Source organism: Variovorax sp. SPNA7 (assembly GCF_033807855.1).
GTDB classification, from domain to species: domain Bacteria; phylum Pseudomonadota; class Gammaproteobacteria; order Burkholderiales; family Burkholderiaceae_C; genus Variovorax; species Variovorax beijingensis.
In genome coordinates this window covers 218966-231474 of sequence record NZ_CP138514.1, presented here as the reverse complement: position 1 = coordinate 231474, position 12509 = coordinate 218966, and the positions used below count along the sequence as shown (strand labels likewise).

Sequence of the window (12509 nt, the reverse complement as noted above, 5' to 3'; positions counted from 1 at the left end):
TCTCAAGGACGCAGCGATTCCTTCAGGATGCGCCGCGCCAGCGTCGAGCGGTGCACCTCCGACGCGCCGTCATAGACGCGAAAGGGCCGCATCTCGCGCAGGATCATCGACACGGGCGAGTCTTCCGACATGCCGAGCGCGCCCATGATCTGCGCGGCGCGGTCCGCCACGCGCCCCACGGCTTCCGACACGAACACCTTGACCATGGCCGACTCGTGCTTGATGCCTTGCTTCGCATCGAGCTTTGCGGCCGCGTGCCATGTCATCAGGCGTGCGGCATGCAGGTCGATGTGCGAGTCCGCCACCATCGCCTGCACCTGCTGCAGCTGCGCGAGCGGCTGCCCGAACGAGTGGCGCCGGTTGGCGTAGTCCTGCGCCAATGCCATCGCGCGCGAGGCGCGGCCGATGAAGCGCATGCAGTGCGACAGGCGCGCCGGTTCGAGCCTCGCCTGCGCCTGGACAAAGCCCTGGCCCGCCTCGCCCAGCACCGCGCCATCTTCGACGAAGCAGTCCTGCAGTTCAATCTCGCCATGCCCGCCGATCTGGAAGCCGTCGATGCTCGCGATGTTGCGCACCACGCGGTAGCCGGGGTTGCCGGCATCGACGATGAAGATCGTCGCGCCCTCGCCGGTCTTCGCCAGCACCAGCGCGAACGCGGCGCCGACCGCCCCGCTGATGAACCACTTGCGGCCGTTGATGACCCAGCCGCCGGGTCGGCGCTCGGCCACCGTCTGCAGCATCGACGGGTCGGACCCGGCGCCGGGCTCGGGTTCGGTCATCGCAAAGCACGAGCGGGCCTCGCCGCGCGCGAGCGGCACCAGGTAGCGCTGCTGCTGCGCCGGCGTTCCTTCGGCCAGCAGGTTGATCATGTTGGGCTGGTCCGGCGGTGCGCAGTTCATGGCCAATGGCGCGAGGAAGCTCCGGCCCGCCTCTTCGAGCAGCACCGACCGATCGCGCCAGGACAGGCCCAGGCCGCCCCACGCCACCGGCAGCTGCGGCGCGTAGATGCCGGCCTCCATGGCCTTGGCGCGCAGCGAACGCACCGCGGCTTCCAGCGCGTCCAGGTCGTGGGCCAGCGCCGGGTGCTCGCGCGGAATGGCCTCTTCCTCGACGAAGCGCCGGACCGCCTCGCGCAGCGCCGGAAGGCGCTCGCTGTAGCCGAACATCAGGAGGCGCCTTCGCCGCCGTAGCCGGCCTTGGCCAGCGTGCGCCTGGCGATGTTGAGCTGGTGGATCTGGCTCGTGCCTTCGTACAGCCGGAACAGCCGCACGTCGCGGTAGAAGCGCTCCATGCCGTGGTCGGCGATGTAGCCGTAGCCGCCCAGCATCTGCACGCTGCGGTCGGCCACGCGGCCGCACATCTCGGACGCGAAATACTTGCAGATCGACGCCTCCATCGTCACGTCGATGCCTTCGTCGCGCTTGCGCGCGGTGTCCAGCACGAGCGCCCGGGCCGCATGGATCTCGGTCTGGCTGTCGGCGATCAAGGCCTGGATCAGCTGGAAGCCCGAGAGCGCCTGGCCGAACTGCTTGCGCGTGGACACGAACGCCACCGCGTCCTGCAGCATGCGGATCGCCGGCCCGATGCACAGGGCCGCCAGATGGATGCGCTGCTTGTTCAGCACCTTCATCGCCGTCTTGAAGCCCTGCCCTTCGCGCCCGCCGATGACGTTCTCCGCCGGCACGATGCAGTCGCTCATGTGCACCTCGGACACGGGCGAGCCCGCCTGTCCCATCTTCCTGTAGGCCGGCCCGGTGCTGAGCCCGGGCATGCCGCGCTCGACCAGGAAGGCCGTGACGCCGCGCGCCGACAGGTCGTGGGGATCGGTGCGCGCCATCACCGTGAAAAGGCCGGCGATCGGCGCGTTGGTGATGAAGCACTTGGTGCCGTTGAGCACGTAGTGGTCGCCCTCGCGCCGCGCCGATGTGCGCAGCGACACGGCGTCCGAGCCGGCTTCGGGTTCGGTCAGCGCGAACGCGCCGGTCAGCTCGCCGCTGGCCAGCCTGGGCAGATAGCGCCGCTTCTGTTCTTCAGTGCCGTCGGCCACCAGGGCTTCGGAACCGATGCCGGTGTTGGTGCCGACACGGGCCCGAAAGGCCACCGAGCACTGCGACAGTTCCATTGCCGCCAGCACCAGCTCCTCGGTCGTCATGCCTGCGCCGCCATAGGCCTCGGGGATCGAATAGCCGAACAGGCCCTGCGCCGCCATGTCGGCCACCAGGTCGGCGGGCACTTCGTCGGCGTCGGCCACGCGCGCCTCGTTCGGCACCAGCCGCTCGCGCACGTAGCTGCGCAGGCTGACCAGGAATTGTTCGAAGGCGGCGGGATCACGCTGCATGATGTGTTGCTCCTTGCTTCAGGGGGTGGATGCGCGCGGACCTCAGTCCAGCTTGGTTCCGGTGGACTTCACCAGCGCGGCCCACGAAGCCGTGTCGGCCTTGATGAGCTCGGCAAACTGCGCCGGGGTGTTGCCGACCGGCTCGGCGCCCAGCGCCAGCAGCCGTTGGCGAAGCTCGGGCTTTTCGAGCGCCTTGGTGGTGGCGGCGTGCAGGCGCTCGACGATGGCCGCGGGCGTTGCAGCAGGCACCATCAGGCCCTTCCATGCACCGAAGCTGAAGCCCTTGACGGACTCGGCGACGGTCGGCACCTCGGGCGCGGCCGTGGCCCGCTTGTCGGTGGACACCGCCAGCGCCCTGAGCTTGCCCGCCTGCACATGCGGCCACAGCGCGGGCATGTTGTCGATCATCATCGCGATCTGGCCGGCCAGCAGGTCGTTCATCGCGGGGCCCGTGCCCTTGTACGGCACGTGGACCATCCGGGTGCCGGTGAGTTGGTTGAACCATTCGCCGGCCAGGTGGGACGGGCTGCCATTGCCCGCCGAGCCGAAGCTGACGTCGTTGGGCCTGGACCTGGCGTAGGCGATGAACTCGGGCACCGTCTTCGCCGGAATCTTGGGGTGGACCGCCATCAGGTTGGGCTCCTGGATCAGCAGCGTCACCGGCCGCAGGTCCTTGGCCGGGTCGTAGGGCATCTTCGCGTAGAGGCTCGGGTTGATCACCGTGGGGCCGGCCGCCGCGATCAGCAGCGTGTAGCCATCGGGCGCCGACTTGGCGACGTAGTCGCCGCCGATGTTGCCGCCGGCGCCGGCCTTGTTCTCGACGATGACGGGCTGCCCCAGCTCGGGCACGAGCGCCGCGGCCAGCAGCCGCGCCAGCACGTCGGTGGAGCCGCCCGGTGCAAAGGGCACGATGAGGCGGACCGGCTTGGCCGGATAGGCGGCCGGGTCGGCGTGCACCGCGGAAGCCGCGGCCAGCAGGCAGGCGGCAGCGAGCATGAACATCTTGCGCATGGGAGTCTCCGGTTGATTCTTTGCCAGGGCCCGGAGACTACGCAGCGGCATGACATATGGAAAACGATGTTTCTCTATCTTGAATGCCGCCGCTCGCCAGCGCGCCCTGCCGGACGTAGCATTCAGCGCGCAACACGAGCCCCACATGCCTGCCGCACGCCACCCCGACCCCGACTTCGCCACCACGCTGCAGCACGGCCTGCAGGTGCTGCACTGCTTCACCGTCGGCGAGCCCGCGCTCGGCAACAAGGAGCTGTCGGAGCGCACCGGGCTGTCGAAGGCGACGATCTCGCGGCTGACCTACACGCTGGCGGCGCGCGGCCTGGTGGTCTTCGATGCGCACCTGCGGCGCTATCGCCTGGGCTCCACGGCGCTCACGATCGGCTATCCGCTGATGGCCAGCCTGCGCATCCGGCAGGTCGCGCGCGGCCGCATGAAGCAGCTGGCCGACGAGGTGGGCGGCTCGGTCTCGCTGGGCATGCGCGACCGCACGCGGATGGTCTACATCGAAACCTGCCGCGGCCACGACCTGAGCGCGTGGCGGCCAGACATCGGCGCGGCCGTGCCGATGCTGCCGACAGCCATGGGGCGCAGCTGGCTCGCGCACGCGCCGCAGCAGCTGCGCGACGCCGTGCTCGCGCAGATCGAAGCGTCGGAACCGGGCCAGGTGCAAACATACGAAGCCGACCTGGCGCGGGCGCAGGCCGACCTCAAGCGCAAGGGGTTCTGCGTGTCGCGCGGCGCCTGGCGCAGCGACGTGCAGGCGGTCGGCGTGCCGATCCGCATTCCACAGGACGGCGAGACCCTGGTGCTCAATTGCGGCGTGCTCACGTCGCGGCTCGGCCCGCGCCAGCTCGAGCAAGGCGTGGGCCCGCGCCTCGTCGCGCTCGCGCGCAGCGTCGAAGCCGACCTGGATGCCGTGCCATGAAAGACGTGGACACCAAGGACCGCCAGTTCGCCACCACGCTGGCGAGCGGCATCGACCTGCTGCTGTGCTTTCATCCGGGCGAATCGAGCCTCGCGAACAAGGACTTCGCGCAGCGCACCGGCCTCTCCAAGCCCACGGTCGCGCGCCTGACGCACACGCTGGCGCTGCTCGGCTACCTGCGGCGCGACCCGGCCAGCGCCAGGTACCGGCTGGGCGCGGCCGTGCTCGGCCTGAGCCATCCGCTGCTGGCCAGCATGCGCATCCGCCCGGTCGCGCGGCCGATGATGGAAACACTGGCGCGCGAGATCGAAGGCGCCGTCTCGCTCGGGCTGCGCCACCGCATCCACATGGTGTACGTGGAGACCGCGCGCAGCAGCGAAGACTTCGTGCTGACGCCCGACATCGGCGCGCCGCTTCCCATGCTGGCCACGGCCATCGGCCGCGCCTGGCTCGCGCGCGCCGCGCCCGAGGAGCGGCTGTCGGTGCTGAACCAGATCCGCGTTGCCGTGCCGGCCGAGTTCGAGCGCCACGCGGTGGCCGCCGAGCTGGCGCGCGAAGAACTGGCGCGCGACGGCTTCTGCAGTGCCCGCGCCGACTGGCAGCCGAACCGGCATGGCTTTGCCGTGCCGCTGCACGGCCTGGTGGATGGCATGCAGTTCGTGCTGAACTGCGCCGTCGCAACCAAGCGCGGCAGCTTCGCGCAGATGCGCCGGGAGGTCGCGCCGCGGCTGCTCACGCTGGCGCACAGCATCGAGCTCTCGCTGGGCCTGCGATAGCGCGCGCCAGCGCCGCGTTCAGGATGTCGAAACATGAGTTGCGGCAAATGGAGCGCGCCAACAGACTTCGATGCATGCCATCCGACACCTCCAAACACACCGCAGCAGCCGCGGAGCCCGCGCCACCGCCCGCCACGCCGCAGGGGCCGCTGGCCGGCATCCGGATCCTCGACATGGCCACCGTGATCGCGGCGCCCTTCTCGGCCTCGCTGTGCGCCGACATGGGCGCCGAGGTCGTCAAGCTGGAGCTGCCCGAAGGCAACGACCCGCTGCGCTCGCTCTCGCCCACCACGCCGGATCATGCGCTGTTCTGGAAGGTCTCGAACCGCGGCAAGAAAGGCGTGTCGCTCGACGTGCGCAAGCCGGAGGGCCGCGCACTGTTCCTGCGGCTGATCGCGTCCTTCGATGTGCTGGTCGAGAACTTCCGCACCGGCACGCTCGACAAGTGGGGGCTCGACGCGCCGACGCTGTGGTCGGTCAACCCCAGACTCATCATCCTGCGCGTCACCGGCTTCGGCCAGACCGGCCCCTATGCGCAGCGCCCGGGCTTCGCGCGCATCTTCGAGGCGATGAGCGGCTTCGCCCACCTGACCGGCGAAAGCGGCCGCAGTCCGCAGCACATGAACTATCCGCTCGGCGACGTCATCGCGGGCCTGTTCGGTGCCTTCGCCATCTCCACCGCCATCGCGGAACGCCATCGCCACCCGGACGCACCGGGCCGGGAGATCGACCTCGCGGCGACCGAGGCCATGTTCCGGCTGCTCGAAGCCCTGCCGGTCGAGCACGAGGTGCTGGGGCAGGCGCGCAGCCGCTCGGGCAGCCGGGCCACCTACACGGCCCCGTCCAACATGTACCGCACGGCCGACGGCCACTGGGTCACGATCGTGGGATCGTCCGACCCCATCTTCAAGCGCATCTGCCAGGCCATGGGCCGACCGGCGCTGGCGCACGATCCGCGCTTTGCCACCACGCCGGACCGGGTGCGCAACATCGACGAGATCGATGCGATCGTGGCCGGCTGGTGCGAATGCCAGACGCTCGCGCAACTGTCCGAGGCCCTGACCCGCGGCGGCGTTCCCCACAGCAAGGTCTATGCGGTGGACGACGTGATGGCCGATGCGCACTTCATTGCGCGCGAAGCCATCATCCGCCTGCCCGATCCGGACCTCGGATCGCTGCCCGCCCCCGCGATCGTGCCGCGCTTCTCGGGCTTCAAGCCCGCGGCGCCGCGCACCGGGCCGGCCGCCGGCGAACACAACGCGGAGGTCTACGGGGCGCTGGGCCTTGGCGGCGAGGCGCTGGGCAGGCTGCAGCGCGACGGCGTGATCTGAGCGCGCACTGCGGCTGGCCTGGACATTCGCACCGCCTACCTGAGCGCCGCCACGACGGCATCGAAGAACGGCACCACCGGCAAGGTGCCGTTTCCCGCGGGATCGGTCTGCGCGCCCCAGACGACGATGACCACCTTTTCCTTGCGGTTGATGTAGATCTGCTGGCCCATGATGCCGTTCGCGTAGAAGGCGCCGTCTGCGACCGACGGGCCACTCGGCGGTATCCACCACAGGTAGCCATAGTTGATCGGGTTGCCACCGGTCAGCACCTTGGGCGTGCCCGCTTCCGTGACCCATCCGACCGGCACCACCTGCTGGCCGGCAGCCACGCCATCGTTCATCACGAACAGGCCGAAGCGGCCGTAGTCGCGCAAGGTGGCGCTGAGGCCGCTGCCGCCGATCTCCACACCGTTGGGCGAGTCGAGCCACCAGTTGGCCTGCGCCTCCATCCCGGCCTTCGACCAGATCTTCTCGGACAGGTATTGCGCCAGGGGTTTCTTGACCGCGTTGTAGACGATCTCGCCGGCCACCTGTGTTTCACCGGTGCTGTAGTTGTAGACGGAGCCCGGTGCCGCCGCGCGCGGCAGCTTGCTCATGAGATCCATGGCCGAGCCCGGCTTCTGGCTGATCTGTGCCTCGAGCAACTGGCGGCGGTCGGAGTTCGGGTTGGTGTAGGTCTCATTCCACTGCGCGCCCGAGGCCATCATCATCACATTGCGCACCGTCACACCATCGTAGGCGCTGCCCGCCAGCCGCGGCACGTACTTGGTGACCTGGTCATCGATGCTGGCAATGTAGCCATCTTTCACGGCCGCCCCGATCAGCGTCGAGGTGACCGACTTGGCCACCGACATCGACATCCAGCGCGTGCGCTGCGTGTTGCCGTACTGATAGGTCTCGTTGGCGATCTTGCCGTCCTTCAGGATGAGCAGACCGGCAACACGATTCACCGACATGAAGTTGGCGAGACTGTAGGTCGCGGCACTCACAGTGAAGTTCACCTGCGTGAGCCGCGTGGCTGCAGCGGGCAACGCAAGCGGCGTGCCGCCGGGCTCGACAGTGCGCGTGGGAAACAAGCGGTCGATGTTGCGGTAGGTGTTGACCGCCAGTTCGGCGGAGAGTGCACCGTCGTAGATCTGGCGCACCGTGCCGATGGGCTCCAGCGCATGCGGGTAGCCGTCGGAGTTGCCGTTGTCCGGAGGGCTCACGCCGCCATTTGCAGGTGGAATGCCGACGATCGGAAGAACAGCGCCGCCATTCCCACCGCCACCACCGCAAGCGGCAACCAGCATTGCCGCCGCAATCAAGAGAACCGAAGGAGCCGCGTGCAATCCGCGCAATAGTACGAATGCCTTCTTTTGAACACCTTGATCCACGCGGCCCCCTTGTTGGTATGACGCCCGACGAGTGATGGCGATGCGCTTTCTCGCCTCGCCGCACGGCGGCGCGATGGTTGCATATGTCTGCCTCCGCCACAAGCGCAACCTGTCGCGAGGCGCGCCGCCTGCGAAGCGGCAACGGCCTCCTTGACGAAGTCGGCGTAGCTGCGCAAAGGACGGCCTCGACGCCTAGAAATCAGCGACCTTCCCCCATGCCGAGTGGCTGAAGCGCTCCGGCCGATACGGCACGGGATCGACGATCGGTTCGGCGCCGCTGGCAAGGTCCGCGATCAGGTGGCCGGCGCCAGGGCCGATGCCGAAGCCGTGTCCGGAAAAGCCCGCAGCCAAAATGAAGCCCGGCATGCCCGGCACCTCGCCGATGCCGGGAACACCGTCCGGCGTGCTGTCGATGTAGCCCGCCCAGGCGTGCGTGATCGTGGCATCGCGAAGCTGGGGCAGCAGTTCGATGGCGCGGCGGTGGGTCTCCCTGATCGCCGACAGATCGGGCTTCGGATCGAGAATGCGCACGCGTTCCATGGGCGTCGGCGCGTCCAGCCGCCAGCGCGCCAGCGTTTCATGGCCACTTCGAATGGCTTCCAGGCCGCCCGGGCGAAGGTTGCGCCAGCGCTTGGCGAACATGGGCACGAATTGCGGCGCGAAGCGCATGAACTGCCCTGTCGGATCCACGCGCGCGCGGCCGCTGATGGCCAGTGCATAGCGTCCGTCGTTGCGGCGCGTGGCGGACACGCCCGCGCTCACCACGGCATCCGGCAGGCGCTGCTGCACAGCAGACACGCTCAGGATGGATTGGCGGATCGAGGCCTGCGGAAAACGGATGCCCAGCTGCCTGCAGAACGACGACGCCCAGGCGCCACCAGCCATCACGGCCGTCCGGGTCTTGATGACGCCGGCTTCCGTGATCACGCCGCTGACCCGTCCGCCTTCCATCTCGATGCCGCGGGCCGCGCAGTTCTGGTGGACGGTGCCTCCGAGCTTGATGAGCGCAGCGGCCACGGCCGGCGCGGCCTTGGCAGGATCGGCGGTGCCATCGCTGGGCGAGAAGACGCCGCCTTTCCATGCGCGGCCGGTCGCATGCCCGCGCTCGGCGGCCTCGCGGCTGCTCAGCATGTGGGTCGTCACGCCTGCGGTTTTTGCAAAATCGCGCCAGCTGGCCCAGCGGGAAATTTCGGCCTCGTCATTGCTGAGATAGAGCAGCCCGCAGCGATGAAAGCCCGCGTCTTCGCCGCTCTCGGCGGCAAACTGTTCCCACAGGTCGAGGCTCTTGCTCGCCAACGGCAGCTCGCGGGCATCGCGGTTCTGCTGCCGGCACCAGCCCCAGTTGCGGCTCGATTGCTCGGCGCCGATCCGGCCCTTCTCGACCAAGGCGACCGAAAGGCCACGCTGGGCCAGGTAGTAGGCGGTGAAGACGCCGATTATGCCGCCGCCGATCACGACGACGTCGGCCGAAGCCGGCAGCGTGGGCGAAGTCTGAATGTGGCGCAGCGGAGGGGACATGATGAATCTCGCTCGCCCGTTCAAGCCGCGACGCTTTGGCACACGTAGAACTTCGCCACGCGATCGCTGCTTTCCCAACCGATCGGTGCGCCCTGAGGCACGAACAGCGCGTCGCCGGCCGCCGTGGAAAGCACGCTGCCATCAGGCGATGCGAACCGCACGCTGCCGGCCAGCAGATGCATGAACTCGTTCATGCGATGCGGGCGAACGATCCGGTGGTAGGGCGTCGAGTCCCAGGTGCCCGCGAGGTACTGCGCGCCGTCGTCGGTGAAGACGTTGTCGCTGCGGCATTCCGGCGAGGGGCCCAGCAGCACTTCCGCGGGCAGCGTGGCGGAGGGCTTGAAGCTGGCGTCGGCCTGCAGCGGAAAGACGCCGCGTCGGGTCGGTCTCTCGCAAGCCGCCGCGCAAAACACGAACCGCGCGCGGGACTTGGCCTGGATATGCACCGAGGTGCCGCATCCGATGACGGCGCCCGCCTGCGGACCGACCACCAGCGGGGCCGCTCCGGCCGTTGTCAGGGTCAGCTCGCCCTCGACCACGACGATGGTCTCGATGTGGGGATAGCTCGCGACTTCGAGCTCGCCGATGAAGCTGGTGCGGCCCGCGCTCATCGCACCGGGCCCTTCCCATGCGATCTCGCGATGCCGCGCAAAGGGGTCGTCCTTGCCGAACGGCGCCCTGCGGAAAGCGGTCGAAAGGGGTGCTCCATCGGCGCGGTGCAGTACGAGGGCCACGGTCATGATTGCTCCTGCGCGATACGCAATGTCTTGTTTGAAATCTGTCATTCGGTAGCGGGCACCGAGGCATCCTGGAAGCCGAGAATGGCCTTGGTTTCCAGGTACTCCCCGAGACCTTCGATGCCGTATTCGCGCCCGTTCCCCGAGCGCTTGTAGCCACCGAAGGGAGCATGGGGGTTCCAGGCCGGATAGTTGATGTGCACCTGCCCGGACCGGATCCGCACCGCGACGGCACGCGCCGCGGCAAGGTCCTGCCCTTGCACGTGCGCACCCAGGCCATAGACCGTGTCGTTGGCGATCTCCACGGCCTCGTCCACGCTGTCGTAGGGGATCAGCACGAGCACCGGCCCGAAGATCTCCTCCTGCGCGATCTGCATCCGGGAATGCACCGCGGTGAAGATGGTCGGTCGGCAATAGAAGCCGCGGCTCAAGCCCTCCGGCCGTCCAGGGCCACCACAAAGGAGCTGCGCCCCTTCGGCAATGCCGATGCCGATCATTTCCTGCACGCGATTGAACTGCGCGCGGTTCGCCACCGGGCCGTGCGTGGTCTGCTGCGAACGCGGATCGCCCACGACCATGCCGGATGCTGCTTCGAGCGCGATCCGCTCGACCTCCTGCAGGCGCGCACGGGGCACGATCATGCGGGTCGGAGCGCTGCAGGACTGGCCGACGTTGCGAAAGCCCGCCGCCACGCCTCCTGGCACGGCGCGCGCCAGGTCCGCATCGGGCAGGATGAGGTTGGGAGATTTCCCGCCGAGCTCCTGGGCCACGCGCTTCACCGTCGGGGCCGCCGCCTGGGCCACCAGCACACCGGCCCGCGTCGACCCCGTGAACGAGATCATGTCCACGTCCGGATGCGCCGCCAGGGCCGCGCCCACTTCCGGTCCGCTGCCGTTCACCAGGTTGAACACACCCGGCGAAATGCCGGCGTCGTGCATCGCTTCGGCAAAGAGCAAGGCGCTCAGCGGCGACAGCTCGCTGGGCTTCAGCACGACCGTGCATCCGGCGGCCAGGGCCGCTCCGACCTTGGCGGTGATCTGGTAGAGCGGCCAGTTCCACGGCGTGATCAGGCCGCACACGCCGATGGCTTCGCGCGCGATCGCCATGTCCCCGCGATGGGTGACAAACGCATAGCTGCGCGCAGTGTCGCGGGCCACGCGGATGTGCTCCGCAGCAGATGGCACCTGTGTGAGGCGCGCAAAACCGATGGCAGCGCCCATCTCCAGCGAGATCGCCTGCGCGAACAGTTCTGCGCGCTCGAGGATGAGTGTGTGCACTCGGTCGAGAAGCACGGCCCTGCTTTCGGCGGAACTCACGGACCATGCAGTGAAGGCGCGGCGCGCGGCGGCCACGGCCGCATCCACGTCTTGCGCGTTGCCCAGCGCGATATCCGCAATGGGCTCCTCGGTCGACGGGTCGATGACGCTGGCACGGGCCTGGCCCTGCGGTACCACCCATTCGCCGTCGATGAACACGCGGTGCAGGCGGCCGGCGTTGCGGAGGGGTTCGATGATGATGGAGGAGTTCACGGCGCCGGTCCTTTGGATGCCCAAAAGTTTAGGCCGCGTGCCTCCCGCGCCGGTGCTGCAATGAGGGTCTTGCACAAAGCAGGCTGCGGTTGTTCGCGCCGCTGGCAGCAGATCCTGCCGTGGCCTTGGTTCCGCGCTGGCCTTGGAGATAGCCGCTCACGAGGCGCGCGCCCTCGTCAATGAGCGTGTCCATTCATACAGTTGGATGGTGGGCTTCAGCATGTCAGTTACGCCATCAACTGAAGGTCGAAACCGGGGTTTCGCCTTGCACGCTCTCGCCATGCAAACACCAGATGGCGAACAACATTCAACCCCTCTTCACAGCAGGTCTGTCAGTTCGCCGGGCCACAACTGCGCGCTGTGAAGAATTCGAAGGATGCGAACGCAATCCTTTCCAACCCGATAGGCCACGATGTACGGCGTGCGGCGAACGACCAGTTCGCGCGTCCCTTCGACGCGCCCTGGACGCCCGCCTTCTGGAAACTGAAACAGCATCAGCACTTGCGTGGCGATGCGCTCGTCCACTGCAATCGCCGCACGCGGATCGTCTTGTTCGATGAAGTCGAAAATCCGCTCCCGGTCATCCATCGCCAACAGCGACCACTCCAGCCTCACGCCTTACCTTCGCCCGCTTTGAGCAGCGCAGCTGCCCGGCGCTTGGCGAAATGCGCTTCAACTTTCTCGTGCGGGACGGCAGGGCTCGGATCATCCAAGGCCTCCTGCACCTTGGCTCGGAACCAGGCGTCATGGGCCGCAGCGTCAACGGTAAAACCCGCCGGCAATGCGCCCTCCTTGGCCACACGTGTCAGAACTATCCTCATCACGTCCGAGACGGTGAGGCCGATGTTGTCGAGCACTGCGGTGGCGCGCTCCTTCACGTCAGCGTCGATGCGGGTCTGTACCAATGCGTTTGCGACCATGGCGGGCCTCTCAAGTCAGAGAACAATGGATTTATTGTAATTCAA

General features: G+C 68.1%; 12 protein-coding genes. 3 read left to right on the top strand and 9 right to left on the bottom strand.

Annotation, left to right across the window (positions count from 1 at the left end; translation table 11 throughout):
- Window positions 1-2: 2 nt before the first annotated feature.
- The 3 genes from RZE77_RS28790 to RZE77_RS28780 are packed head-to-tail and all read right to left on the bottom strand — an operon-like array spanning window position 3 to window position 3349.
- Window positions 3-1166 (bottom strand): acyl-CoA dehydrogenase family protein, encoded by a 1164-nt coding sequence (locus RZE77_RS28790; protein WP_319443113.1) that lies wholly within the window; start codon window positions 1164-1166, stop codon window positions 3-5.
- The gene (locus tag RZE77_RS28785) at window positions 1166-2338 is read right to left on the bottom strand and encodes an acyl-CoA dehydrogenase family protein (protein WP_319443112.1); all 1173 of its coding nucleotides are present in this window, start codon (window positions 2336-2338) and stop codon (window positions 1166-1168) included. The genes RZE77_RS28790 and RZE77_RS28785 overlap by 1 nt, the downstream gene beginning before the upstream one ends.
- 42 nt (window positions 2339-2380) lie before the next feature.
- Window positions 2381-3349 (bottom strand): Bug family tripartite tricarboxylate transporter substrate binding protein, encoded by a 969-nt coding sequence (locus RZE77_RS28780; RefSeq protein WP_319443111.1) that lies wholly within the window; start codon window positions 3347-3349, stop codon window positions 2381-2383.
- Between the two features lie 145 nt (window positions 3350-3494).
- Between RZE77_RS28780 and RZE77_RS28775 the strand changes: the two genes are divergently transcribed.
- From RZE77_RS28775 to RZE77_RS28765, 3 genes are all read left to right on the top strand, one after another.
- Entirely contained in the window at window positions 3495-4277 is a 783-nt protein-coding gene (locus tag RZE77_RS28775; RefSeq protein WP_319443110.1) for an IclR family transcriptional regulator, read from the top strand.
- Window positions 4274-5053, top strand: a complete 780-nt coding sequence (locus RZE77_RS28770; RefSeq protein ID WP_319443109.1) for an IclR family transcriptional regulator — start codon at window positions 4274-4276, stop codon at window positions 5051-5053. The genes RZE77_RS28775 and RZE77_RS28770 overlap by 4 nt, the downstream gene beginning before the upstream one ends.
- Window positions 5054-5127: 74 nt before the next feature.
- Window positions 5128-6384, top strand: a complete 1257-nt coding sequence (locus tag RZE77_RS28765; RefSeq protein ID WP_319443108.1) for a CaiB/BaiF CoA transferase family protein — start codon at window positions 5128-5130, stop codon at window positions 6382-6384.
- Window positions 6385-6419: 35 nt separating this feature from the next.
- On the opposite strand, the gene RZE77_RS28760 is transcribed toward RZE77_RS28765, so the two are convergent.
- The 6 genes from RZE77_RS28760 to relB all read right to left on the bottom strand — a co-directional run bounded on the left by RZE77_RS28760 (window position 6420) and on the right by relB (window position 12464).
- A complete protein-coding gene (locus RZE77_RS28760; protein WP_319443107.1) occupies window positions 6420-7592 on the bottom strand; it encodes a serine hydrolase domain-containing protein in 1173 nt (390 codons plus the stop codon).
- Between the two features lie 360 nt (window positions 7593-7952).
- On the bottom strand, window positions 7953-9278 hold the full coding sequence (locus RZE77_RS28755) for an NAD(P)/FAD-dependent oxidoreductase (RefSeq protein ID WP_319443106.1): 1326 nt from the start codon (window positions 9276-9278) through the stop codon (window positions 7953-7955).
- Between the two features lie 20 nt (window positions 9279-9298).
- Entirely contained in the window at window positions 9299-10018 is a 720-nt protein-coding gene (locus RZE77_RS28750; RefSeq protein WP_319443105.1) for a cupin domain-containing protein, read from the bottom strand.
- A 41-nt stretch (window positions 10019-10059) separates the two neighbouring features.
- Entirely contained in the window at window positions 10060-11544 is a 1485-nt protein-coding gene (locus tag RZE77_RS28745; RefSeq protein ID WP_319443104.1) for an aldehyde dehydrogenase family protein, read from the bottom strand.
- A gap of 318 nt (window positions 11545-11862) precedes the next feature.
- Window positions 11863-12159 (bottom strand): type II toxin-antitoxin system RelE/ParE family toxin, encoded by a 297-nt coding sequence (locus RZE77_RS28740; RefSeq protein ID WP_319443103.1) that lies wholly within the window; start codon window positions 12157-12159, stop codon window positions 11863-11865.
- On the bottom strand, window positions 12156-12464 hold the full coding sequence (relB, locus tag RZE77_RS28735; RefSeq protein ID WP_319443102.1) for a type II toxin-antitoxin system RelB family antitoxin: 309 nt from the start codon (window positions 12462-12464) through the stop codon (window positions 12156-12158). Before relB ends, RZE77_RS28740 begins: the two co-directional genes overlap by 4 nt.
- Between the last annotated feature and the right edge of the window lie 45 nt (window positions 12465-12509).

Coding starts and splice junctions, on each gene's coding strand:
- RZE77_RS28790 (WP_319443113.1), bottom strand. CDS start 1,166: ATGTTCGGCTACAGCGAGCGCCTTCCGGCGCTGCGCGAGGCGGTCCGG.
- RZE77_RS28785 (WP_319443112.1), bottom strand. CDS start 2,338: ATGCAGCGTGATCCCGCCGCCTTCGAACAATTCCTGGTCAGCCTGCGC.
- RZE77_RS28780 (WP_319443111.1), bottom strand. CDS start 3,349: ATGCGCAAGATGTTCATGCTCGCTGCCGCCTGCCTGCTGGCCGCGGCT.
- RZE77_RS28775 (WP_319443110.1), top strand. CDS start 3,495: ATGCCTGCCGCACGCCACCCCGACCCCGACTTCGCCACCACGCTGCAG.
- RZE77_RS28770 (WP_319443109.1), top strand. CDS start 4,274: ATGAAAGACGTGGACACCAAGGACCGCCAGTTCGCCACCACGCTGGCG.
- RZE77_RS28765 (WP_319443108.1), top strand. CDS start 5,128: ATGCCATCCGACACCTCCAAACACACCGCAGCAGCCGCGGAGCCCGCG.
- RZE77_RS28755 (WP_319443106.1), bottom strand. CDS start 9,278: ATGTCCCCTCCGCTGCGCCACATTCAGACTTCGCCCACGCTGCCGGCT.
- RZE77_RS28750 (WP_319443105.1), bottom strand. CDS start 10,018: ATGACCGTGGCCCTCGTACTGCACCGCGCCGATGGAGCACCCCTTTCG.
- relB (WP_319443102.1), bottom strand. CDS start 12,464: ATGGTCGCAAACGCATTGGTACAGACCCGCATCGACGCTGACGTGAAG.